At 44.6% G+C, this 25,832-nt stretch carries 17 protein-coding genes and 1 CRISPR repeat array (1 of these 18 cut by a window edge); of the genes, 10 read left to right on the top strand and 7 right to left on the bottom strand.

Annotation, left to right across the window (positions count from 1 at the left end; all coding sequences use genetic code 11):
• Nucleotides 1–24: 24 nt before the first annotated feature.
• The 3 genes from lpxB to surE are packed head-to-tail and all read right to left on the bottom strand — an operon-like array spanning nucleotide 25 to nucleotide 2,288.
• Nucleotides 25–1,149, bottom strand: coding sequence for a lipid-A-disaccharide synthase (gene lpxB, locus AC060N_RS02850; RefSeq protein ID WP_479525795.1), 1,125 nt, complete (start codon nucleotides 1,147–1,149; stop codon nucleotides 25–27).
• 60 nt (nucleotides 1,150–1,209) lie between these two features.
• Nucleotides 1,210–1,524, bottom strand: coding sequence for a hypothetical protein (locus tag AC060N_RS02845; RefSeq protein ID WP_479525794.1), 315 nt, complete (start codon nucleotides 1,522–1,524; stop codon nucleotides 1,210–1,212).
• Between the two features lie 2 nt (nucleotides 1,525–1,526).
• Complete coding sequence (gene surE, locus AC060N_RS02840) at nucleotides 1,527–2,288, bottom strand: 5'/3'-nucleotidase SurE (protein WP_153641273.1); 762 nt, start codon at nucleotides 2,286–2,288, stop codon at nucleotides 1,527–1,529.
• A gap of 91 nt (nucleotides 2,289–2,379) precedes the next feature.
• On the opposite strand from surE, the gene AC060N_RS02835 reads away from it, so the two are divergent.
• The 9 genes from AC060N_RS02835 to AC060N_RS02795 all read left to right on the top strand — a co-directional run bounded on the left by AC060N_RS02835 (nucleotide 2,380) and on the right by AC060N_RS02795 (nucleotide 13,282).
• On the top strand, nucleotides 2,380–3,648 hold the full coding sequence (locus AC060N_RS02835; protein WP_479525793.1) for a glycosyltransferase: 1,269 nt from the start codon (nucleotides 2,380–2,382) through the stop codon (nucleotides 3,646–3,648).
• The gene (locus tag AC060N_RS02830) at nucleotides 3,645–4,667 is read left to right on the top strand and encodes a GHMP family kinase ATP-binding protein (protein WP_106543104.1); all 1,023 of its coding nucleotides are present in this window, start codon (nucleotides 3,645–3,647) and stop codon (nucleotides 4,665–4,667) included. Before AC060N_RS02835 ends, AC060N_RS02830 begins: the two co-directional genes overlap by 4 nt.
• A gap of 19 nt (nucleotides 4,668–4,686) precedes the next feature.
• Entirely contained in the window at nucleotides 4,687–5,265 is a 579-nt protein-coding gene (locus AC060N_RS02825; protein ID WP_463231971.1) for a D-sedoheptulose-7-phosphate isomerase, read from the top strand.
• A 51-nt stretch (nucleotides 5,266–5,316) separates the two neighbouring features.
• A complete protein-coding gene (locus AC060N_RS02820) occupies nucleotides 5,317–6,027 on the top strand; it encodes a nucleotidyltransferase family protein (RefSeq protein ID WP_479525792.1) in 711 nt (236 codons plus the stop codon).
• Nucleotides 6,028–6,281: 254 nt separating this feature from the next.
• Complete coding sequence (locus AC060N_RS02815; RefSeq protein WP_106543107.1) at nucleotides 6,282–8,471, top strand: RelA/SpoT family protein; 2,190 nt, start codon at nucleotides 6,282–6,284, stop codon at nucleotides 8,469–8,471.
• A gap of 81 nt (nucleotides 8,472–8,552) precedes the next feature.
• A complete protein-coding gene (locus tag AC060N_RS02810; protein ID WP_106543108.1) occupies nucleotides 8,553–8,999 on the top strand; it encodes a Fur family transcriptional regulator in 447 nt (148 codons plus the stop codon).
• Nucleotides 9,000–9,228: 229 nt separating this feature from the next.
• Nucleotides 9,229–10,506, top strand: a complete 1,278-nt coding sequence (locus tag AC060N_RS02805) for an adenylosuccinate synthase (RefSeq protein ID WP_106543109.1) — start codon at nucleotides 9,229–9,231, stop codon at nucleotides 10,504–10,506.
• Between the two features lie 230 nt (nucleotides 10,507–10,736).
• Nucleotides 10,737–12,182: a nicotinate phosphoribosyltransferase gene (locus AC060N_RS02800; protein WP_106543110.1), complete on the top strand. Its 1,446-nt coding sequence runs from the start codon at nucleotides 10,737–10,739 to the stop codon at nucleotides 12,180–12,182.
• Entirely contained in the window at nucleotides 12,182–13,282 is a 1,101-nt protein-coding gene (locus AC060N_RS02795) for an alanine racemase (protein WP_479525791.1), read from the top strand. Before AC060N_RS02800 ends, AC060N_RS02795 begins: the two co-directional genes overlap by 1 nt.
• Nucleotides 13,283–13,364: 82 nt before the next feature.
• Here AC060N_RS02795 and AC060N_RS02790 read toward each other — a convergent pair whose 3' ends face one another.
• The 4 genes from AC060N_RS02790 to AC060N_RS02775 all read right to left on the bottom strand — a co-directional run bounded on the left by AC060N_RS02790 (nucleotide 13,365) and on the right by AC060N_RS02775 (nucleotide 19,840).
• Entirely contained in the window at nucleotides 13,365–14,825 is a 1,461-nt protein-coding gene (locus AC060N_RS02790; protein WP_479525790.1) for an aminoacyl-histidine dipeptidase, read from the bottom strand.
• Nucleotides 14,826–15,031: 206 nt separating this feature from the next.
• Entirely contained in the window at nucleotides 15,032–16,720 is a 1,689-nt protein-coding gene (locus tag AC060N_RS02785) for an MFS transporter (RefSeq protein WP_479525789.1), read from the bottom strand.
• A gap of 246 nt (nucleotides 16,721–16,966) precedes the next feature.
• Nucleotides 16,967–18,103 (bottom strand): DUF4831 family protein, encoded by a 1,137-nt coding sequence (locus tag AC060N_RS02780; protein ID WP_479525788.1) that lies wholly within the window; start codon nucleotides 18,101–18,103, stop codon nucleotides 16,967–16,969.
• A gap of 219 nt (nucleotides 18,104–18,322) precedes the next feature.
• A complete protein-coding gene (locus tag AC060N_RS02775; RefSeq protein ID WP_479525787.1) occupies nucleotides 18,323–19,840 on the bottom strand; it encodes an NAD(P)H-hydrate dehydratase in 1,518 nt (505 codons plus the stop codon).
• 231 nt (nucleotides 19,841–20,071) lie between these two features.
• Here AC060N_RS02775 and AC060N_RS02770 point away from each other — a divergent pair, with 231 nt between their 5' ends.
• Nucleotides 20,072–21,736, top strand: coding sequence for a peptide MFS transporter (locus AC060N_RS02770; RefSeq protein WP_106543116.1), 1,665 nt, complete (start codon nucleotides 20,072–20,074; stop codon nucleotides 21,734–21,736).
• 242 nt (nucleotides 21,737–21,978) lie between these two features.
• Nucleotides 21,979–25,832: direct repeats of the CRISPR family, unit length 36 nt; unit sequence GTTGTAAGTCTTTTCAATTTTGCATCAAACCACAAC (it continues 528 nt past the right edge of the window).

Genomic DNA, 25,832 nt, shown 5'->3' with positions numbered 1-25,832 from the left:
AAACGGCAATATTTTTCTATTGAATTATTTCAGCAGCTCAACCATCTGTTTGGCAGCCCGCGCAGCACACCCGGGTTCCCCTAACCGCCGGCGCATTTCATCGTAACCGCTCAGCATTTCTTCCCGGTAGGATTCGTTTTCCAGAACCTGCTTCAATTCAGCGCTCACCGTATCAACGGTACAACGATCCTGGAACAATTCCTTCACTATTTCGCGGTTCACAATCAGGTTGACCAGCGAAAAATAAGGAATCTTCAGCAAAAACGGCCTTCCCCAACGGGCAATTTTCCCTAGCTCCATTTTATAACAAACTACCTGGGGAATATTCATGACCGCCGTTTCAAGGGTCGCCGTTCCGGAGGTCACCAAGGCGGCTGTTGATTGTTGCAGCAATTCGTAGGTTTGATTGAAAACGACCGGAATATCTTTGTCCTTCAAAACCTGACGATAAAATTCCTCTGTCTGCGAAGGTGCACCGGCCAACACAAATTCATATTCCGGGAAACGTGATGCCGTTTCAGCCATTACCGGGAGAATGTTGCTGATTTCCTGTTTCCGGCTACCGGCCAGCAAGGCAACCAGCGGCTTTCCCGATAATCGGTTACGCGATACAAATGTACCGAATGTCTCATCCTGATTAGGCCTCACCGCCAACTCATCGACGGTTGGATTTCCCACATAACGGACGGGATAATCGTATTTGGCGTAAAATTCAGTTTCGAAGGGAAAGATAGTGAACATCTCATCGATGAATTGCTTCACCTTCTTTACACGCTTGGTTTTCCACGCCCAAATCTTCGGGGAGATATAATAGAATGTCCGAATACCGTGTTCCCTGGCAAATTTCGCCATGCGCAGGTTGAACCCGGGATAATCTACGAGAATCAGCACGTCAGGCTGCCAGGCAAGCAGTTCCTCTTCAGCCAGCTTGAAGTTGGCCTTAATCTTATCCAGATTTCTCACTACCGTGATGAAGCCCATGTAAGCCATTTCACGGTAGTGTTTCAGCAATCTACCACCTTCGGCTTCCATCAAATCGCCCCCGAAATAAAGAAACTCGGCCTGCGGATCTTCCTCTTTCAGTTCGCGCATCAAATGCGAGGCGTGTAAATCGCCCGACGCTTCACCGGCAATGAAAAAATACTTCACGCGTACTCAGATTTATAATTAGATGAATCGAATTAAATTCCGATAGAAAGTCAAAATCGCTTAGGACAATTTTACGATAAAAGCCACCACGGCATATAAAATCGTTGCCAATAATACGCCTCTTCCCGAACGCAACCGATTTCCACGAACAAACAGCATGAATAGTCCGAGATTAGGAAAAACCGCCAGGCTTAACACGTGAATAATCGTATTCGTTTCCACTAAGCGATGAATAAATGCTGAAAATGGCATGTATCCAAACCGGAATAAATAGTATAACACAAAGAATACTACCGGCATCAAGGCTCCGGCTAACACACCCAACCAAATATTATTCAGCTTCCGGGGTTGTTTTTGTTGTTCCTGATTCTCCATGGTTAAAACTTCCAGGTTTTCATGTGCTGAAATGCCTGATAAGCCGTCAAGTCGATGGTGACAGGCACAACTGAGACATAGCTGTTCTTCAAAGCGAAATCGTCTGTATCGCGGGCTTCCGCTTCAGCGTTATTGAAATAGCCGGTCAACCAGTAATAACTTTGGCCATGAGGATCAGTCCGGTGTTCGAACTCTTCTTCCCATTTACCACGTGTTTGCCGACAGAAATTAATGCCTTTCACCTCTCCTTTCGGGATATTCACATTCAGGCAAACGCCGTCGGGTAAACCATGCTCGGCCACCACCTGGAAAATACGGGCAACGGCCACTTTGGAACGGGCAAAATCGGCATCGGTGTCGTAATCGTTCAATGAAAAACCGATGGAAGGAATGCCGTGAATACAGCCTTCGATAGCACCGCCCATCGTTCCGGAGTACAAAATGGAAACCGAACTATTGGCCCCGTGATTAATGCCGGAAATCACAAAATCGGGCAACCGCTCGAGCAACTGGTTACAAGCCAGTTTCACACAATCAACCGGAGTTCCGGTACATGAGTAAATTGTCAGACCATCTTCTTCCTCCAGTTTATTCACGCGCAACGGCCGATCGACCGTAATGGCATGCGACATACCGGAGCGAGGACTATCAGGAGCAACGACAACGATGTCGCCAAAAAGACGCATTACTTCAGTTACTTCCTTTAATCCTTTGGCATAAACACCATCATCGTTGGTGAGCAATATGAGTGGTCGTTCGTTCATTTTCCGAATTTTTCCATTTTTCAACAAGAAAACAAAGATAATCGTTCACGCCGAACAACTATCATCCGGATGAAAAAGTTGCATGATTCTTATGCAGTTAATTTCAAATGAGGCTCATGACATGGCGGGTGATTTTCAGGAATTATCGGTTGAATTGCATTTCGGTTTTGGCATCATACCGAAAATCGTACTTTTGTTTGTAAATTTTCATGTATTGAAGAAAGAAGTAGTCATTATCGGAACTGCATGGCCTTTCAGGGGAGGACTGGCCGCATACAATGAGCGCCTGGCCCGCGAATTTCAGGATTCGGGCTATAAAGTTCGTATTGAAACATTTACCCTGCAGTATCCCAACTTTCTTTTCCCGGGAAAAACCCAGTACGCCGATTGGGAAGCGCCGAACGATCTCGACATCCGGGCCACGGTCAATTCCATCAATCCGCTCAACTGGAGAAAAATCGGTAACCGTATTCGGAAAGAAGCACCGGATATCGTCATTTTCAAATATTGGCTGCCATTCATGGCGCCCTGTTTTGGCACTATCGCACGACGCGTCCGGAAAAACAAAAAAACGAAGGTAATTGCCATTGCCGACAACATCATTCCGCACGAACCACGTCCGGGAGATAAACCCTTTACCCGCTTTTTCATCAAAGCTGTCGACGGATTTGTAGCCATGTCGAAAAGCGTATTCAACGACATTGCTAAATTCGACCAAAACAAACCACGTGGCTTATGCCCTCATCCGCTTTTCGATAATTTTGGGGCTCCGCTTCCGCGGGAAGAAGCCGCCAAAGCGTTGGATTTGGATCCGAATTTTCGTTATCTCCTTTTCTTCGGCTTCATCCGCGACTACAAAGGTCTCGACTGGCTATTGGAAGCTTTCGCAGATGAACGCCTTCGAAAATATCCGGTCAAATTGCTGGTAGCCGGCGAGTTTTATGCTCCACCCGACAGTTATCATCAACTCATCAAAAAACTTGAGCTGGGCGATAATCTTATTCTTCAGACAGATTTTATTGCCGACAGCGAAGTGACAAAATATTTCAGCGTGGCTGACATGGTTGTTCAGCCCTATAAATCGGCGACACAAAGCGGCGTAACGCAAATCGGCTACCACTTCGAGAAGCCCATGTTGGTAACCGATGTTGGTGGTTTGTCCGAAATTATTCCTGACCAGAAAGTGGGTTATGTGGTACAACCCAATGTAAAAGCAATCGCCAACGCGTTGGTTGACTTTTATGAAAACAACCGTCAGGCTGAATTTGAAGAACAGGTAAAAGAAGAAAAGAAAAAATATTCATGGCAGCGGATGGTAGAGACCATCAGCGAAGTGTACAACAAATCGTCTAATGTATGATCATCCGAAGTAAAGCTCCGTTACGAATTGGACTGGCCGGCGGCGGCTCCGACGTTTCGCCGTATTCTGACCTGTTTGGCGGCGCCATTCTGAATGCCACCATCAGCATGTATGCTTATGCTACGATCGAACCGCGAACCGATGGTAAAATCATCCTGAATGCAGTCGACAAAGGCGAGCATCTCACATTAGCCTCTGCCGGGCAACTTCCCATCGATGGTCAGCTCGATTTGCTGAAAGGCATTTACAACCGGATTGTTCGCGATTTTACACAGAAGCCGCTGTCATTCACACTGACTACATACGTGGACGCGCCCCCCGGATCGGGACTGGGCTCTTCCTCAACATTGGTAGCGGCAATTCTTGGTGCTTTCGCCGAATGGCTGAAACTTCCGCTGGGCGAATACGATATCGCACAACTGGCTTACGCTATCGAACGGGTCGATTTAGCTCAGGCCGGTGGAAAACAAGACCAGTACGCAGCTACCTTCGGCGGAGTAAACTTCATGGAATTTTACAAAGAAGACAAGGTGATCGTGAATCCGCTACGCATCAGCCAACGCGTTCTGGACGAACTGGCTTTCAACCTGGTTCTTTATTACACCGAAACCAGTCGCCTCTCCTCGACCATCATCGAGCAACAGCGGGAAAATGTCACTAAAAAGAATACTTCTTCCATAGAAGCCATGCACAACATCAAGCGGCAAGCTATTTTGATGAAAGAAGCTTTGTTGAAGGGAGAATTGGACCAGGTGGGAACGATTCTCGATTTTGGATGGCAGAACAAGAAAAAGATGGCGGAAGGGATTTCCAATCCGCAAATTGACGAAATTTACGACACCGCATTAAAAGCCGGAGCGACCGGGGGAAAAATTTCGGGCGCCGGCGGTGGTGGATTTATGTTTTTTTATTGTCCGGGAAACACCCGCTATCCGGTGGTGGAAAGCCTGCTGAAATTTGGCGGTCAGGTCAAACGGTACGGATTTACCAAACACGGCCTGAGCACCTGGACCAGTTAAACTGTACGCAAATAAAACCATGATAAGAGAACGCATAACCGAAGCGCTGGACGTAAAACGTCGCATTCTGGAAAACGACGATTTGATTGCGAAGATTGAGCTCGTTGCTGCACTGATTACACGCACCTACCGGGAAGGAGGAAAAGTTCTTTTCTGCGGAAACGGTGGAAGTGCTGCTGATGCGCAACATTTGGCTGCAGAACTTTCCGGTCGTTTCTACCTCGACAGAGACCCTCTCGACGCCGAAGCCTGTCACGTAAACACCTCGTTTTTGACGGCAGTTGCCAACGATTATGATTTTGAAACCGGCTATGCCCGTTACATCAAAGCAACCGGAAGAAAAGGAGACGTTTTAGTTGGCATTTCGACGAGTGGAAACTCAGGCAACATTGTGAAAGCGATGGAAACTGCCCGAAACAAAGGGATGCACACCGTTGCCATGACCGGTGAAACAGGTGGAAAATTAAAAATACTCGCCGACATATTGCTCAATGTTCCCTCAACCGATACGCCCCGCATCCAGGAAGCCCACATCCTGATGGGACACATTTTCTGCGAAATTGTAGAAAGTAACCTGTTTGGTCAACCAGACAATTAAGCCATGTGTTATGCGTTAAAATAATGTATAACCGTTACACCAAACTAAGAAATGAAAACCGTTGAAGCCATTATATTAGCCGGCGGACTGGGTACCCGTCTTCAGGATGTTGTTTATGACATGCCCAAACCCATGGCCGCTATAAACGGCAAACCTTTCCTTTCCTATCTTTTAAATGAACTTTCGACACAAGGCATCGAGCGGGTTATTTTATCGGTAGGGTACAAATACAAAATGATTGAAGCATATTTCGGTCATCGGCACGCTGGGATGGAGATAGTATATGCCGTTGAGCCGGAGCCGCTGGGAACCGGAGGAGGCATCAAGCTGGCCCTGGAACAGGTAAGCGGAGAGCGTGTTTTCCTTTTCAATGGAGATACGTTATTCAAAGTACCTCTGGCTGAAATGGAGAACTTCCACCAAAAGAAGAACTTCGATTTAACCCTGGCCGTGAAAGAATTGACCGACTTCGACCGCTATGGTCGAGTTGAAATCACAGATGATAGAATTCAGGCGTTTCACGAAAAGGAAAAAGTAGCACAGGGCTTTATCAACGGCGGTGTTTACCTGATGGAAAAAGATATCCTGCAAAAAGGAAGTTATCCAGCCAAATTTTCCTTTGAAAAAGATTTCCTCGAAAAGCAAATCGGGCAGATTTCCTGCGGAGCTTTCCCGGCTAACGGATATTTTCTCGATATCGGGATACCGGAAACCTACGAGCAGGCACAGAATGATTTCCGCCGATTGGAAAGTGGCGAATAACCCAAAATTCACGATCCCACAACCTGAAGTCAGAAACAAAACGAACTTTCGCAACGTTTCAACGAAAACAACCGTTCGGCAACCACCCGGATTTGACATTTTGGCAAAGCAATTGTAGCATTCCTGATTCAACCTTTCGCTTATTGCGAAAGAAGAATGAATTATATTTCACAGGGATGAAATATTTAACCGGTAAAAAATTATTTTTACCAATTCGAAATAGCTGATTACAAAACATTTTAAACAGCAATTGAATGGGTTTACAGACCGAAGCCGAAAAACGATACATCCAGGACATCTTCGACGATTTGCTGAAATCGTTCAACCGTCCGCTGACCGACGAAGCGAAGGCGCTTATTGTAAAAGCCTTCAACTTCGCCAACAAGGCTCATTTGGGTGTGCGCAGAAAGTCTGGTGAACCCTATATCGTTCATCCCATCGCGGTAGCGAAAATTGTTACCAGCGAAATCGGCCTCGGCGCCAAATCAGCTACAGCCGCGATTCTCCACGATGTAGTGGAAGACACCGACTACTCGCTTCAAGATATCGAAAATATGTTTGGTGAGAAAGTAGCTAATCTCGTTGACGGTTTGACCAAGCTATCGGGAACCTTCGATTCCAAACAGGCCGTTAACTTCCGGAAGATGCTACTCACGCTTTCGGATGACGTACGCGTAATTCTGATCAAACTGGCCGACCGGTTGCACAACATGCGCACCCTCGATTCGATGCCCCGGAACAAGCAGCTGAAAATTGCCGGTGAAACCTTGTATGTATTTGCTCCACTGGCTCATCGTTTGGGACTATACTCCATTAAAACAGAGCTGGAAGATCTGAGTCTCCGATACAAACATCCGGAGGCTTATCAGCAAATAGATTTGCAGCTGCACAACCAGGAAGAGCGCATTAATTACCTGGTGCATGTGTTTGCCAAACCCATTCAAAAGAAATTATACGAGGAACATTTCGATTTCACCATCAGCGGGCGACCGAAATCCATCTATTCCATTTGGAATAAGATGCAGAATAAAAAAGTCTCCTTCTCTGAAATCTACGACCTCCTCGCTATCCGCATCGTCTTTAAACCCAAACCCGGCCTGTCAGAGAAACGGCAGTGTTTCGATATCCTCTCCCTCATTACCGACATTTACAAGCCCAAGCCCGACCGTATTCGCGACTGGATTACCATTCCCAAGGCGAACGGTTACGAAGCGCTTCACGTTACCGTGATGGGGCCGGAAGGTCAATGGGTAGAGGTGCAAATCAGGACCGAGCGGATGGATGAAATTGCCGAACGTGGTTTTGCTGCCCACTACAAATACAAAGGCGATAATTCCGCGGAAAGCGAAATAGATAGGTGGCTGGAGAAAATTCGAGAGCTGCTTCAGAATCCGGAATCCGATGCACTCGACTTTCTCGATGAGTTCAAGCTCAATTTGTATTCGCAGGAAATCATCATCTTCACGCCGAAAGGCGATATGAAAATGATGCCCAAGGATGCAACCGTTCTCGATTTTGCATACGACATCCATACCGAACTGGGAAACAAATGCATTGGGGCCAAGGTAAATCACCAATTGGTTCCTATGAGTCATGTGCTCAGCAGTGGTGACCAGGTTGAGATCCTTACTTCCGATAAGCAAAACCCGAAACCATCGTGGCTGGAGATTGCCGTTACCGCGCGAGCCAAGTCCAAAATCCGTGACTCCTTCAAACAAGAGCAACGCAAACACATCGAGAACGGACAGGAGATTTTGCGCGAAGAGCTGGGAAAATTAAACGTGCTACCCTCGGCCAATACCTTGAAAAAGCTGATTAATCACTTTGGCCTGCACACCAAAGAACAGCTGTATGCAGAAATCGGGATGGGGCTTTTGAAGCTCGAAAAGCTGGAAGAGATTCTGCAAAAGAAGTCGGAAAATAAGTTTGTCAAATTCTGGAAACTAACCTTTTCGTCAAAGAAAAAATCCTCAGGCCCGGTTATCGATAAAAAGAAACCCTTCCTTCTGGAAGAAAATCCGGAGCAGAATAATTACATCCTGGCAACCGACTGCAACCCGATTCCCGGTGATGATGTGGTTGGCTACATTGCCGACAGCGGAAATATTCTAATTCATAAAAAAACCTGTCCGGAAGCGATAAAACTGATGTCGAGCCAGGGAGACAATATTCTTGAGGCTAAATGGACCCGTTTTAAAGTTCTGTCCTATCTTTCCCACATTTACATCAGGGGATTCGACCGCCAGGGAATGGTGAACCAGATTACCAATGTGATTTCCAATGAATATGGAATCAATATGCGCTCCATAAATTTTGACACACATGATGGTGTTTTTGAAGGGAACCTTTATCTTTACGTCCATCATACAGAGGACCTGGATAACCTGCTTTCTAAGCTAAAAGAGATAAAGGGAATTGACTCGGTTGAAAGAAAGGAGCTTTGATTTGAAAAATGACTCCAGAAATTTATACTTATTTGAATTAAATTTTATATTTTTACCTCTCTATTTAAACTTGGTTTAAGTATGAATAATCCGCAGAAAACCAAAGAAACAGTAAAAAATATTTTTACGGAATACCTTGAGAAAAAGGGTCACCGTAAAACGCCTGAGAGGTTCGCAATTTTAGACGAGATTTACTCCCGGGAAGGACACTTTGACATCGAGTCGTTATACATCTCGATGAAGAATAAGAACTACCGGGTGAGTCGTGCAACGCTCTACAATACGATCGAATTGCTTCTCGATTGTAAATTGGTGGTGAAACACCAGTTTGGTAAAAACATAGCACAATTCGAGAAAACGTTTGCCTCTTCGCAACATGACCATTTGATTGATTTGAAAACAGGCGAAGTTCTGGAATTTTACGATCCGCGAATACGTGAGATAATTGAAGAAGCTTGCAAAAATAACAATTTCAAGTTGTCTCACCACTCACTTTACCTGTACGGGGAGCGTATCGATAACGACTGAATTTATTGACGCAAATAGTTTTATTATCAATACCCGGTCCCGCCATTCGGCGGGATTTTTTATGCCCCCTCGGAAAAAAGTTGTAATTTTAGCCGTAATTTTCCAGCCGTCGACAGGCCGTACCGGCCAGCTACATTTTCCGTAGCAAATGGTTCTGAGTTAATTACATATAAACTTAAATCAAAACCGGTTCCGCTAATCAGAGCCTGAATACTTAACATTTTTGAAAATGAAAGTAGACGTACTTCTAGGCCTTCAATGGGGTGACGAAGGTAAAGGAAAAGTTGTGGATGTACTCACCCCCCGTTACGATGTAATCACTCGTTTTCAGGGAGGTCCCAACGCAGGTCACACCCTCGAATTTAACGACATCAAACACGTTTTACACACCATTCCTTCCGGAATATTTCGTGGCGACAAGATCAACATCATTGGTAATGGCGTAGTTATCGACCCCTGTATTTTTAAGAAAGAGATTGATTCCCTGAAGGAAATAGGATTTGATATCACCGGAAATTTATTCATTTCCAAAAAGGCACATCTAATTTTGCCGACACACCGGCTGTTGGATGCAGCTTCGGAGGCAGCCAAAGGTGAAGGAAAAATTGGTTCCACACTGAAAGGAATTGGACCGACCTATCGTGATAAGATTGGCCGGGAAGGACTTCGGGTAGGTGACATTCTCAGTAATTTTGAAGAAAAATACAAAGAACGTGTCAAACAGCACACGGACTTACTGAGCAACTATTACCACTACGACTACGAAGCCGAACTGGCCGAATACGAAAAAGTATGGTTCGAAGGCATCGAAACCCTGAAGCAGTTCCAGCTGATTGACAGTGAAAACTACGTCAACAATCTGCTCGCAACCGGAAAGACTGTGATTGCAGAAGGAGCGCAGGGAACGTTGCTGGATATCGACTTTGGCTCCTATCCGTTTGTAACTTCGTCCAACACGGTTTGTGCCGGAGCGTGTACCGGACTGGGCATCGCTCCCAACAAAATCGGTGATGTGTTCGGTATTTTCAAAGCCTATTGCACCCGTGTAGGAATGGGACCATTCCCGACGGAATTGTTCAATGACGAAGGCCAGCAACTCCGCGACAAAGGAAATGAATACGGTTCAACCACCGGTCGTCCGCGTCGCTGCGGATGGCTCGACCTGGTAGCACTAAAATATGCCATCATGATCAACGGTGTAACCGAATTGATTATGATGAAAGCCGATGTGTTGGATGAGTTTGAAACCATCAAAGTTTGTACCGCTTACCGTATCGATGGAAAAGAAACGGATGAATTCCCATACGAACTGGATGAACATGTCGAACCGGTTTTCACCGAATTGCCGGGATGGCATACCGAAATCAGTCATCTTACCCAGGAAGATCAGTTCCCGGATGAGCTGAAATCATACATCAGCTTCATCGAGGAACAGGTGGGCGTTCCCATCCGCATCGTATCGGTGGGGCCAAACAGAGCTGCAACCGTTATTCGAGAAATCGTTTAAAATCTTTTAATACCCACAAATCCCGGTCATTTGGCCGGGATTTTCTATATCCTTCTTTCAATATTTCATAATCTGGAATGCATTTACATTACCATAAAATTATGGTAACTAAAAACCTATAAGACAACACTTCTCCTTCTCTGCCTTCAACCCTTGGAAAAATCTACATAATTAGCTTGTTTAGTCAATTTATCAGTATATTTAAGGTTTAACATCCTCCACGACATATTATGCAGACATTGAACGACCATTTGGGACTATATACCGACTTTTACGAACTCACCATGGCCCAGGGCTATTTTCTTTCCGGAAAAAAGGACGAACAGGTTACGTTCGACTATTTCTTCCGGACCAATCCTTACGAAGGAGGTTACCTGGTTTATGCCGGCTTAGGTGAAGTTTTAAGATTGCTGAAACATTTCAATTATTCCGATTCAGATATTGAATACCTGAAGGAAACCGGACTTCATCCTGATTTCATCGAGTACTTGAGAGATTTCCAATTCAATGGACGAATTATCTCCATGAAGGAAGGGGAAATCGTCTTTCCGGGCGAACCGATACTACGTGTTGAAGGAAATATTATCGAAGCACAGCTTATTGAAACGATGCTGCTGAATCTGCTGAATTTTCAGTCGCTGGTAGCAACGAAAGCTTTCCGGATCAAACATGTTAGCAAAGCGAAAACATTTGTCGATTTTGGTCTGCGCCGGGCTCATGGACTGGGAGGTATCCACGCATCCCGGGCCGCTGTCATCGGCGGAGCATCAGCTACCTCCAACGTATTCGCCGGCAAAGCATTCAATATTCCGGTTTCCGGAACGCTGGCCCACAGCTGGATTCAAAGTTTCGAAGACGAACTGGAAGCGTTCAGAACATTTGCCGACATCCATCCTAAAAATACCGTTCTGCTGGTTGACACCTACGATACGCTAAAAAGTGGTGTTCCGAATGCCATCAAAGTGGCGAAGGAGATGGAAGCGCGCGGAGAGAAAATGATAGGTATCCGGCTCGACAGTGGTGACCTTGCTTACCTGAGCAAGCGAGCCCGGAAACAGCTGGATGCTGCCGGACTTGAATACCTTCAGATATTCGCCTCCAACCAGCTCAACGAACATGTAGTTAAAAGCCTGGAAGAACAGGAAGCACCCATCGATGCCTTTGGAATCGGAACCGAAATGGTGACCGGAAAGCCGGAAGCCGCCCTCGATGGTGTTTACAAACTGGCTGAGTGCAACGGTACTCCGCGGATGAAAATTTCGGAAAACATTGAAAAAGTAACCCTTCCGGGAAAGAAAGAAGTCTATCGTTACTACGATGAGGAAGGCTTTTTCTACCGCGATGGGATTTTACTGGCTGATGAAAATCCGAATGAAGCTGAATACATTTATCATCCGCATCATCCTGAAAAATATACACAGGTATCACATCTGAGAAGAGAGAAGCTGCAGCATGTTGTTTACGAAAATGGTGAACCAACTGAAGAACTGCCTTCGCTAATGGAAATCCGTGACTACCTGATGACTCGTGCAGCATTATTACCTTCAGAACACAAGCGTTTTATCAAAGCACACATCTACAAAGTTGGAATTTCGAAAAACTTGTATAATTTACGATGCGAGTTGATGAAAAAAGTGGATAGCAAACTCTGTCAGACCGAAATAAAACCGAATTAATGGAAATCATTCGCCCGACTTTAGTATTGGACAAAAAGAAATGCCTGTCGAACATCGAATTTATGGCCAACAAGGCCCAAAAGCATAAACTCCGCTTCAGGCCACATTTTAAAACCCATGTTTCTGCAGAAATAGGCTCCTGGTTTCGGGAATATGGAGTCACTGCCATTACGGTATCCTCTGTGCAAATGGCTGAATATTTTGCAGAACAGGGATGGGATGATATCACCATTGCCTTTCCTGTCAATCCGCTGGAAATAGACAACATCAATGCGTTAGCGCAAAAGATTAAGCTCAATCTTGTTGTCGAGACCCATGAAATTCTGAAATTCCTCAATAATAAGCTGACATCCGTGGTCGATTTTTATGTGAAAATTGACACCGGGCACGGTCGTACAGGTATTGAAGCCGACCGCGAAGGACAAATCGAAAATCTGCTGGAATATGCTCTGCTGTATAAGGAAAATGTAAAATTCAAGGGATTTCTGTCTCATTCAGGTCATACCTACAAAACCAAAGCCCGTCATACCATATACAATATCCACTTCGATGCGCTGATGAAACTGAACCGTCTGAAAACGAAATTTTCCCCGGTATTCCCCGATTTGGAAATTTCCATCGGTGATACTCCTTCGTGCAGCATTAGCGATGATTTCCGTGGCGTTGACGAAATCCGGCCCGGCAATTTTGTATTCTACGATTTGATGCAACAGCAACTCAGCGCATGTGAATACGACCAAATTGCCATTCGGATGGTTTGCCCTGTCGTATCCAAAAATCAATCACGAAATGAAGTGGTCATCCATGGTGGAGCCGTTCATTTTTCGAAAGATTACATCATGAATATCGATGGTAAAAAACTGTACGGGCGCATCGTCAGGAGAGATGGCAACAAACGCATTCTTTTGAACGAAATGAATTACCTGCACGATTTGTCGCAGGAACATGGAATATTGAAGGTTTCGCCGCAGGAATTCAACAAATTCAAGATTGGTGACCTAGTCGAAATTCTCCCGGTACACGCCTGCCTGACAGCGCACGCGATGGGCTATTACCTGACGGATGAAGGCGAGATTATCGACACCATGCCCCGACACTGAAAAAGAAGAAAAACAGATACCAAGAAAAAAGCTTTCCCCGTTAGAGGAAAGCTTTTTTTAATGCTTGTAAGGAATCAATCCTTTATTTTTCTTCTACATTTTTCAGTGTCTCAACCAGGAAGTCCCAGAATTTGTTCACTGATTCAATATGTACTTTCTCATCAGGAGAGTGAGGAGAACGAATGGTCGGACCAAACGAAATCATATCCCAATTGGGATAAACAGCTCCGAGCAAACCACATTCCAATCCGGCATGAATCGCCTTAATCTCCGGTATCTTACCGAATTTATCATTATAAATCTGCTGCATCTGCTTCAGAATCGGTGAAGCCATGTTCGGCTTCCATCCGGGATATCCACCTGTAAATACAACAGTAGCTCCGGCCAGAGAGAACACACTGTCGATACGATCAGCCAGATAATCTTTGGCTGTATCAACCGAACTACGCAACAGACACTGAATGGCGATGGTTCCATTCTCCGATTTAATCGAAGCAAGGTTTGTTGATGTTTCTACCAATCCGGGCATATCGTCGCTCATGCGGATAACGCCGTTCGGGCATGCATTCACCGAATCAATTAAACCATCCTGAACCGCCTCGTCAATCAACGACTTCGGCATATCAGCTTCTTTGGCTACAAAACTCAGGTTCGGTTCGCGACTGCTCAATTCCGCTTTGTATACCGCCTCGTATTTCGCAACCGCTTTCTTCAGTGCATCAACATTCTCTTCAGGGACAACGATGTTAGCTGTACCTTCACGGGGAATTGCGTTACGCAACCCACCAGCGTTGATTCCGGCCAGACGAACATCCAGTTCAGTTACCGCATATTTCAGAAAACGAACCAGCAATTTGTTGGCATTTCCCAGACCCAGAATAATGTCCATTCCTGAGTGTCCACCTTTCAATCCGGAAATAACCAAATCAAAAGCTTTCACGCCGGAAGGAACAACCACCTGGTCGAATTCGAACTCGATGTTGGCGTCAACACCACCGGCGCAACCAACATACAATTCACCTTCGTCTTCCGAATCCATATTCAAAAGAATATCACCTTTCAGGACATCGTTCTTCAAACCGAAAGCACCCGTCATACCCGTCTCTTCGTCGCAGGTAAACAGTGCTTCAACCGGTCCGTGCTGCATATTTTTATCAGCCAGCACGGTCATGGCAGCTGCCACACCGATACCATTGTCCGCCCCCAGCGTCGTTCCCTTAGCGGTTACCCAGTCGCCATCAACGTATGCATCAATCGGATCATTCTCGAAATCATGCTTTGTATCGTTATTCTTCTGCGGAACCATATCGAGGTGGCCCTGCAAAACAACACCTTTCCGGTTTTCCATTCCCGGGGTAGCCGGTTTGCGAATGATAATGTTACCGGTTTCATCCTTGATGGTTTCCAGTCCCAGCGATTTTCCGAAGTTCTCGATAAACTCCTGAATTCTTGCCTCCTTTTTGGATGGACGTGGAATTTGAGTCAGTTGATAGAAATTTTCCCAAAGTGCTTTGGGCTCCAGATTGGTAATCTCTTTACTCATAATTTTCGATTATAATAATGTTTAAAACAGATTTTCTAATGTCCTGAACAGCGAATGATTAATGGAAGTTTTCTTTTGAATCCTTAAAAATAACAAATCAGAAGGATGTTTGCCCTGTCAAAACTCATGATTTCCCCGAAAGGGAATAACAAAAAGGGCTGACCGGAAAACGGTCAGCCCTTTGAATTTATCAATATTCTTAGGTGTTAGCTCTCGATATTTGGTTTCTCGAGACCATATCCTTTCTTGAAATCTTCGCGCTTCAACAGGAAGGCAAACAACAGGGCCAAAATTCCCAGCAATGTAAACATCAGAATGTCGTACTGGTAATCGTACCGGATATTCAGCTTTTCCTGGGTCACCACTTCGAAAGTAGCTTTCTTGAAAGTCGAGCCCATTTTGTCCAGCACTTTTTCCTGGGTCACTCCCATCTCCGGACTTCCCAACATGTCGAGGTTATTGGAAACAATTGTGTTTTCAACTTTTTCCGGATTGATTTGGCTTTGCGGAGTAGGAACATAAGAAGCCGACTCAACAATCGAATCAACCACACCACTGGTTGTTTTCTCAATGGCAATATTCAGCGCTTTAGCGTCCAGGGTAATGTTCTCCTTCTTCAGCGCCTGCGTGTAACTCATCTCAACAGCTTTCCGGATAATGGTCTTGTTCGGTGCCACATTCGGGTTGGTCGAATTCAGTACAACGCCCAACAAAAGCGGAATCAACATCAGACCAATGTTCTGGATGAAGAAGATAACAGCATAAGCTGTTCCCAATTGCTTTTCAGGAATAATTTTCGGTACTGATGGCCACATGGCTGACGGCACCAGCGAAAAAGCAATACCAAGAATGACTACCATGGCGGCGGCAAAAATCCAGTTATCAAGGGTCGGAATAGACAGGAATCCGTGTACCACAATCAACATGACAGCACCAATGATCATGATGGTCGCACCTTTTCCTTTCTTATCGTAAATACCACCAAAGAAAGGAGTCAGGAAGATGGTTCCGAAAGGCAACAAGCTCGGAATCAATCCGGCCAGAGACGGTGATACGTGGTATTTGTTGATGATGAAGTCGGTTGCGTAGAATAAGAACGGGAAAACCGCACCATAGAAGAGAACACAAAGGATGGCGATGTACCAAAACGCTTTGTTCGAAATAATCATCACGATATCCCTCAAACGGAACGGCTCCTCTTCTTCAACTTCGATGTGTGCTTCCGACTTATCGAGTTTGGTATCCAGTACGATATAGGTGATAAACGCGATGACTCCCAACAACATCAGGATGAAGGCAAACGCTACAGGAGCCCTGTAAGTAAAATGAAGAGCCAATGGCAGCGAAATCGCCAACGCTAAAGCAGTTCCCAAACGGGCAATCGACATCTGCAATCCCATGGCCAAAGCCATCTCTTTACCTTTGAACCATTTCACAATCGCTTTCGAAACGGTAATTCCGGTCGCCTCACTTCCTACACCAAAAATGGCAAATCCAATGGATGAAAGAAGTACTTCCGTTTTGATATCACCAACCAGCGGAAGAGTAACATGAGCGCCGGCGGGGAAAGGTGCCGTAATAGCCCAATAGTTAACACCTGTACCCAGTACCATTAAAACGGTGGCACCTAAACCGGTAATTTTAATTCCCAGACGGTCAAGTATAATACCGCTGAAAATCAACATCAAAAAGTAGACGTTAAACCAGGCATAGGCAGAGGTGTAGACACCAAAATCAGAACTTGTCCACCCTAAAGCACTTTCAAGAATTGGCTTTACAGGCGACAAAGCATAGTTAAAGTAATATGCACCAAACATCGAAAGTGATACGACAACCATCGCCGTCCACCTTGCTTTTGGTGATTCCCTCAACGATTTTCGAATTGCTTCAGTCATAATTATCTATTTACTTACAAATGATTTTTTCCTATTGGCAGCCCAAAATACAATAAAAACCGGAAGATATTCTGCTCAACAAAGGCGATTTACGTCATATTTTGACAAAAAAAATACGATGTTAAAAATCAAAACCCTTTAAAACCGGAGGTTTGGGAGAGCCATGCGTTGCTTCAAAGATGTTGGGAAACATCAGGAAAAGCCGATAGCAACAAAAAAATGCGGACCGTAGTCCGCATTCATCAACTATTGAATTTCTTCTTTATTTTTTTCCTTAATGCGTTGAATCGCGCCGGTAGCCGGATGCAAGCGTATGGAATAATTCCCGTTGAGCAGGCCTTCGGGAATGGGAGCCACTTTGCCGAACTGTGCCAGCGTCAGGTGCGACTCCAGCAAAGTTTGCGTCCCGTCCAACAAACGCACTTCTGCATTTCCGGGAATCCGGTAAAACAAACCGCTGTTGCTTGTTTCAGGAGTTGTGGTTGGCTGCACCGCCGCCATCTGGCCATTGCTTTTCTCCAGGCTGGTATTCGGGTCAAGCTCCAGCATCACTGGTTTCCCGGAAAGATCGGTGGTCGGAACCACGCCTTTCGAAGTAGAGAACCGGAACACAATCTCGCTCTTACCATTCTTCGCTCCGGGAACCACATTGAAAACATAGGTGTGCTTTGCTTTGTAAGACTTTCCGATAAAAAGCCCCACATATTTCTTTTCGAGTTTATCGAGCTGAGCCACCATGGTATTGTATGCCTCACCATCGGGTAAAGCTTTATCGTATCCGAAAACAAGCGATTTGAATTTCCGCTTTCTGATTTTGGTAATATCGTGTGCGGTTTCCAGCGCTTTCTGCTGCAACGTTTTGGCAGTGTACATCTCCGGCGAAATCGTATCCACCTCATTCAAGAACGAATGCATCGAACGATCGGGCCAGGGCTCATCCGGCACCGCCACATCCGGTGTATAAACGGAACTGCTCACATCCTCTTTCCCAGATTTCACATCACTGTTGATGCCAATCAATACTCCGTCTTCTGTCAGGCTTAAAGCCGACGCATAAGGACCGGATGCTCTATGCACTTCATTCGGGTCCGGTTCACCATAGGTCTCCAGGCTCACATTGGTAATTTTCCAGGTTTCCCGATCGGTGGAAGGTGCATTCGGAATTCCGAGGTATTTTTCGGCGTACTGGTAATACGGACCGTGAACAAATTTCACCTGCTCCGCTTCAACAGTTACCCGAATCCCCGTTTCCGGCAAAGAATAAACAACGCTTCCTGTAAAAGGAACCTGATCCTCATCTTTGCGCTTGTCATCTTTGGGCGATGCCATCACCTGTCCGGCAACAAACAGTAAGCCCAGTAAAGTAAGATATATACTTTTCATTTTTCTTTAATTATTCATTCAACCACATAAAAACGGCCAGTCGTAAAACCCCCTTGTCGGGAAGATTTCATACTGCTTTGCCTCATTGTCTTAAGTCTGTTTGTTCCTGCTACCTCATACACCAGCAAATTCTTTTCTCAGTTTCTCTCACTGAAAAAGAGAGATTAACAGAAACAAATATCCCCAAATTTGATAGTTTTTTTTGCTTTCACAAAATCTTTAAGAATCTTTAAGTGTGGCAAATGCCAATCCGAGGTGCTGCGTAATATCGCCTGCCAGCAGCGCCTCGTGCGAACCTTCCTCGACAGCGAAATCAGCGGCCAGTCCATGAAGGAAAACACCCAGAATAGCTGCCTCTTTTGCGGTATATCCCTGTGCCAGCAAGCCAAGGAGAATACCTGTCAGCACGTCACCACTTCCGGCCGTAGCCATCCCCGGGTTTCCGGTACTGTTAAACCAACAGGTCCCATCGGGGCAGGCAATAGCTGTGTAAGCACCTTTCAATACCAGCACAACGCCATTTTCCCGCGCATATTCTTTGGCCAGTTGCAATCGTTCATACCCGCATTCTACCGGGTGTGTCAACCGGGCAAACTCTCCCGGATGTGGTGTCAGGATGGTTTCAGGCGGTAGGTTCTTCAACCACTCCGGATTTCTCGCCAGCAGGTTCAAACCATCTGCGTCGATAACCATCGGCTTTTTCAGTCCTTCTTCCAACATGTGCTGCACACCACGCCCGGTGTTACATTTAGTATCCAAGCCGGGCCCGATACCAATCGCATCAAAAGAGGCTAAATCCGGATTTTGGGTAAACATCAAATCCGACTGGTCGATACTCGCCATGGCCTCCGGAATGCTGTTTTGCAGGATGCTATATCCGAGACGGGGAACATGCGTCGTGAGTAAACCGACTCCCGAACGAAGACATCCCCGCGATGCCAGAACAGCAGCTCCCATTTTTCCATAACTGCCGGCAATCAGCAACGCATGTCCGAAGTTTCCCTTGTGGGCGAAGGTTCTCCGGTCTTTCAACAGACTTTTGGCTACCTGATGGTCGGTATAGAAGAAAGGGGTCTCCGTTTGTTCGATTCCGTCGGGATGCAATCCAATATCCAGAACTACCCAATGACCGGTGAATGGATCGTTTTCCGGAAGGAGAAAACTGATTTTCGGAAACTGAAACGTAAGCGTCACATCGGCGCGTATAATGGAATCGCGATCGTTTTCACGATTGTCTTCGCCCATCAGGCCGGAAGGAATATCAATGGCGATGACCTGTGCACTGGAGGCGTTGATGTGTTTCACGATTTTCGCCGGCAAACCTTTCAACGGACGTGACAAGCCTGAACCAAACAAGCCGTCAACCACCCAGTCGGTCGGTTTGATTTCCGGCATCGAAGCATCAGCGTCCAGATACACAATTTGCGTGCGGTTTTGCTGTTGCAAACGCTCCAGGTTGGTGTTGGCCGATTCGGACATTCCTTTTCCCAAGTCCATCACATACACATCGATGCCGGAAAGTGCCCATGCGAGCATCCGGGCAGCGGCTAACGCATCGCCACCATTATTACCCGGCCCCACAAAAAACACCATGTGCTGCTCGGGCTCGGCGTGATGCAGAATCCAATCGACCAGGGTGGATGCAGCCCGTTCCATCAAATCGATGTCAGAAATGGGTTCATGCTCAATGGTATATTTATCGATACCAGCAATCTGGCTGGTGGCAAAAAGTTTCATAGTAATTGATTTTTTCTTTGGAAGTCTTTTCACGATCACCGGTTACGGTAATCCATGCTGAACGAATTTACAAAATCACAACCGCTTTTCCATATTCAGACCTTCGGATGCTGTTCATTTTCTTTCATACAACATGTTGATGTATGACCTGGCTCTCCTTTATGGAAGAAAAAGTTAATTATATTTGTCCGATTGCGAATTTTCGAACTAATCTATCAAAATCATACATTTATGCTTAAAGGACATCCTAAAGGACTATATGTCGCGTTTTTTGCCAATATGGGTGAGCGCTTCGGGTACTATACCATGCTCGCTATTTTCACCCTCTATCTCCAGGCAAAATTTGGCTTCTCAACAGCTACAGCGGGTGACTATTACGGTGGTTTCCTGTTCGGAATTTATTTCCTTCCCCTCATTGGTGGTATTATGGCCGACAAAGTGTGGGGTTACGGAAAAACCATTACTATCGGAACCATTGTCATGTTCCTCGGCTATCTCATGCTGGCCATACCGGGACAAGGACTACTGTTAATGGTAGCAGCGCTTGCCGTCATATCGCTGGGAACCGGTTTCTTTAAAGGAAACCTGCAGGCCCTGGTGGGTAACATGTACGATGACCCGAGGTACAGCGCCAACCGCGATAATGCTTTCAACATTTTCTACATGGGAATCAATATCGGTGCGTTTTTCGCTCCTTCGGCAGCGACCGGTATCAGTAACATGATTCTGAAGAAGGCCGGATTGTTTTACAACGCCCAGATTCCGAACATGGCCCATCTGTATCTCGATGGAAAATTGAAAGATACAACCGAGTTGATGAAACTGGCTCACGAGCAAATGGGTGATAAATTCACTGATTTAACCCATTTCAGCCACCTCTACCTCGACACGCTATCTCAGTCATACAACGCTGGTTTTGCTTTGGCAGCCATTAGTATGGTTGTTTCACTCCTGATTTTTATCGGATTCCGCAAGTATTACAAAGCTGCTGACGTGACCGAGAAACAAAAATCAATGGATGTGAACCTGAAAGACAAGATGGTGCACATGACACCGGAAGCAACCCGCAAACGTCTGGTGGCCCTGTTGCTGGTATTCTTCGTCGTGATGTTTTTCTGGATGGCTTTCCACCAGAATGGATTTACCATGACCGTGTTCGCGCGCGATTATACTGTTAGCAAGGTAAGCCGGTTCACATTTATGTTCTTCGACTTAAGTGCATTCCTGCCGCTGCTGTTTGCTATCATCGGATTGATTATGACGTTTAGCCGGAAACTGGCATCCAAATTCCGGGCGATCGGTTTCGGAGTCTTCGTTGTAGGCTCAATTATTACCGGAATGGTTTACAACAGTTACGATGATACCATGATGATCTCTCCGCAGTTGTTCCAGCACTTTAACCCGATTTTCATCGTGTTCCTGACACCGCTGATTGTTGGTTTCTTCACCATGCTGCGCAAGATTGGCAAAGAACCTTCATCACCGAAGAAGATTGGTATCGGAATGATCCTGACGGCACTTGGTTTTACGCTGCTCATCCTGGCATCAGACAACCTGATGTCGCCTGGAGCATTGCACGGAAACGTTTCTGATTCACTGGTATCGCCGTACTGGTTAATCAGCACCTACTTCACGCTCACCATTGCCGAGTTGTTCCTGAGTCCTATCGGTATTTCGTTTGTATCGAAGGTGGCACCGCCCAAGTACAAAGGTTTGGCCCAGGGAGGCTGGCTGGGAGCAACCGCCATTGGTAACCTGATGGCCGGATTGATTGGAAAATTCTGGGATACGCTGGAACTCTGGCAATTCTTCCTCATCCTGGTGGTGATGTGTTTGGTTTCAGCAGCCTTTATTTTCATGATTCTGAAAAGGCTGGAAAGAGCATCCGAAGCTTAATCTACATTATTATATTTTTACTGAAAGAGAGGCTGCCTGAATTAGGTGGCCTCTTTTTTTATTCCAAAACCCAAATGGCAGCATTAAAAACTCTTTTTTGACATCAAGAGCCCCCGCGATGAGTTTATCGAAGTTGAACACCAGGTAAGTAAGCATGTATACAAAAGCAACACCGGTTAGGATTACCGACACTAATGAAAAAACCTGACAGGTTTCGGAAACCTGTCAGGTTGGAAACAACATCGGTAAGTCTTTTCAATTTTGCATCAAACCACAACGGAGGTAACATGAACAACAAAACAATCATTGTTGTAAGTCTTTTCAATTTTGCATCAAACCACAACCTTTGGGCATAGTCGTTTAAATTACCAGTAGTTGTAAGTCTTTTCAATTTTGCATCAAACCACAACGGGTATTGGTTCGGTTGCGCAATTAATTTGTTGTAAGTCTTTTCAATTTTGCATCAAACCACAACTGATTCTATTGCCGTCTCAGAAACAGACTCGTTGTAAGTCTTTTCAATTTTGCATCAAACCACAACGTAGGAAGCATTGCCGATGCGAAACATTTGGTTGTAAGTCTTTTCAATTTTGCATCAAACCACAACGGGGTATATTACACCACCAGATCGGCATAAGTTGTAAGTCTTTTCAATTTTGCATCAAACCACAACCAGCTACCGGCCATCCCTCCACTGAAGGATGTTGTAAGTCTTTTCAATTTTGCATCAAACCACAACTCGAATACTAGTGGTACAGTAGGTGGGCCGGTTGTAAGTCTTTTCAATTTTGCATCAAACCACAACCCTAATGCCTTTGTGATTGAAGATGCGCACGTTGTAAGTCTTTTCAATTTTGCATCAAACCACAACCTCCAGCATCTTGAAAAACGGATAGTCCTTGTTGTAAGTCTTTTCAATTTTGCATCAAACCACAACGCCCATTACACTTTCAGTTTTCTGATGATGGTTGTAAGTCTTTTCAATTTTGCATCAAACCACAACCACTTCCGGCGGGGGTGTCCTATTTTTGTTGTTGTAAGTCTTTTCAATTTTGCATCAAACCACAACGCCGGGAACGTACAGGAACAAGCCCACAACGTTGTAAGTCTTTTCAATTTTGCATCAAACCACAACGGACACCCCATCTTTCTTTAACTCCAAATAGTTGTAAGTCTTTTCAATTTTGCATCAAACCACAACAAGTCACCCGACTTTACAGAGACATGGATCGTTGTAAGTCTTTTCAATTTTGCATCAAACCACAACTACTCTGTGATTAAGCTCAGATTTAGATCCGTTGTAAGTCTTTTCAATTTTGCATCAAACCACAACATTCCACTGGTGGAGCTACTATTAATAATAGTTGTAAGTCTTTTCAATTTTGCATCAAACCACAACCCAATGTAGGCTGAAGCCATATTCCAATCAGTTGTAAGTCTTTTCAATTTTGCATCAAACCACAACACGACCTTTGATTTTCCTTTCCATCACCAGTTGTAAGTCTTTTCAATTTTGCATCAAACCACAACGTGTTGGTCGCGGGTACCAGATGAGCGGTAGTTGTAAGTCTTTTCAATTTTGCATCAAACCACAACAGACTAATAAAACTGAGAGCATATACGTACGTTGTAAGTCTTTTCAATTTTGCATCAAACCACAACGTATTGGAAACCCCTTTAATTAGGTTGTTTGTTGTAAGTCTTTTCAATTTTGCATCAAACCACAACAGTTTGAGCTCGTTACGCAGATACCACGCAGTTGTAAGTCTTTTCAATTTTGCATCAAACCACAACATCCGGAAGCTTGAGCTTTTTTCTCGCTGCGTTGTAAGTCTTTTCAATTTTGCATCAAACCACAACCACTTCCAGGCGTGGGGGTGTCCTATTTAGTTGTAAGTCTTTTCAATTTTGCATCAAACCACAACCTGAGCGATTCTTTCTGTAAATGCATCCAGTTGTAAGTCTTTTCAATTTTGCATCAAACCACAACTAATCCAGCAGCGATATCTTCAATACAAATGTTGTAAGTCTTTTCAATTTTGCATCAAACCACAACAAACTACATTTTAATACTTTTTACCTACGAGTTGTAAGTCTTTTCAATTTTGCATCAAACCACAACTCGTTCTTGTTTTTCAATCATTTCTGCACTGTTGTAAGTCTTTTCAATTTTGCATCAAACCACAACGCAATCTTAGACCCATCACTTAAATCACTGTTGTAAGTCTTTTCAATTTTGCATCAAACCACAACCTACATCCTTAGCTATATCGGCAGGGGAACGTTGTAAGTCTTTTCAATTTTGCATCAAACCACAACCCAAATCGAACGACTTACATCTACTTACAGTTGTAAGTCTTTTCAATTTTGCATCAAACCACAACCGTATTCGTACATCTTGATAAGTCTAAGTGTTGTAAGTCTTTTCAATTTTGCATCAAACCACAACCGGTAGAGCTCAAGTCTTAACTACTCCCATGTTGTAAGTCTTTTCAATTTTGCATCAAACCACAACGGACATCCTGCGGGTGTCCGTTTATTGTTTGTTGTAAGTCTTTTCAATTTTGCATCAAACCACAACGGCAATAAACTGTTCTTCGGTGCCGGCCCCGTTGTAAGTCTTTTCAATTTTGCATCAAACCACAACAGTTCCCTGTGAGTCGACACGCGTTGAAATGTTGTAAGTCTTTTCAATTTTGCATCAAACCACAACAATACTGAAACCAATGATTGATGCAAAAGAGTTGTAAGTCTTTTCAATTTTGCATCAAACCACAACCGTGAGGTCTTTTACTGTCAGTCCTCACTGGTTGTAAGTCTTTTCAATTTTGCATCAAACCACAACCTTAAAAGGGTAATAGTCTGCACTCAGTAGGTTGTAAGTCTTTTCAATTTTGCATCAAACCACAACAATAGGAACATAGCCATTGAAAAGAGTGCGGTTGTAAGTCTTTTCAATTTTGCATCAAACCACAACCTTGATTCATCTCTCAGCCGTGTGTGCTTGGTTGTAAGTCTTTTCAATTTTGCATCAAACCACAACCATTGCCCCTAACGATGATTGAAGTGTAGAGTTGTAAGTCTTTTCAATTTTGCATCAAACCACAACCTTATTGATTTCATCGCGATAGGAAAGCCAGTTGTAAGTCTTTTCAATTTTGCATCAAACCACAACAGCAGAGGCTGGCTGCTTTGGTCGAGTGTGTTGTAAGTCTTTTCAATTTTGCATCAAACCACAACCTCCCCGCTGCAGGTGTACTGGAAGTAGTCGTTGTAAGTCTTTTCAATTTTGCATCAAACCACAACCAGGAGCAGAGATATATGATTTAGTGATTGGTTGTAAGTCTTTTCAATTTTGCATCAAACCACAACACGGAACTTGGGGTAGACAAACAAATCCGGTTGTAAGTCTTTTCAATTTTGCATCAAACCACAACGTAATCTTTGAGCTCAATCAAACAAATCAAGTTGTAAGTCTTTTCAATTTTGCATCAAACCACAACGTTCTCCAATCTGGCATCCGAAACGAACTGGTTGTAAGTCTTTTCAATTTTGCATCAAACCACAACAATGCCGCTCTTTTGATATTTATAAGGTTGGTTGTAAGTCTTTTCAATTTTGCATCAAACCACAACCTTCAACATATCCGCTTTGGTAGCCGCCTTGTTGTAAGTCTTTTCAATTTTGCATCAAACCACAACATACCTGCACTTACAAATTGAGCAGTAAAAGTTGTAAGTCTTTTCAATTTTGCATCAAACCACAACGGGTATCACGGTCGAACCATGCCGCCTTTTGTTGTAAGTCTTTTCAATTTTGCATCAAACCACAACGACAACCTTATGCCCTTGTTCATTCACCATGTTGTAAGTCTTTTCAATTTTGCATCAAACCACAACCGGTTATAATGCCATAGCTTCAAAAGGATTGTTGTAAGTCTTTTCAATTTTGCATCAAACCACAACGCAACCACATCACCACTGTTATACTTTGGGGTTGTAAGTCTTTTCAATTTTGCATCAAACCACAACTGAACGCTGAACACGAAGTATTCGCGTGTCGTTGTAAGTCTTTTCAATTTTGCATCAAACCACAA

Source organism: Prolixibacter sp. DSM 2831 (genome assembly GCF_056493735.1).
The sequence above is the reverse complement of the archived record's forward strand: the minus strand, read 5'-3'. Positions and strand labels throughout refer to the sequence as shown.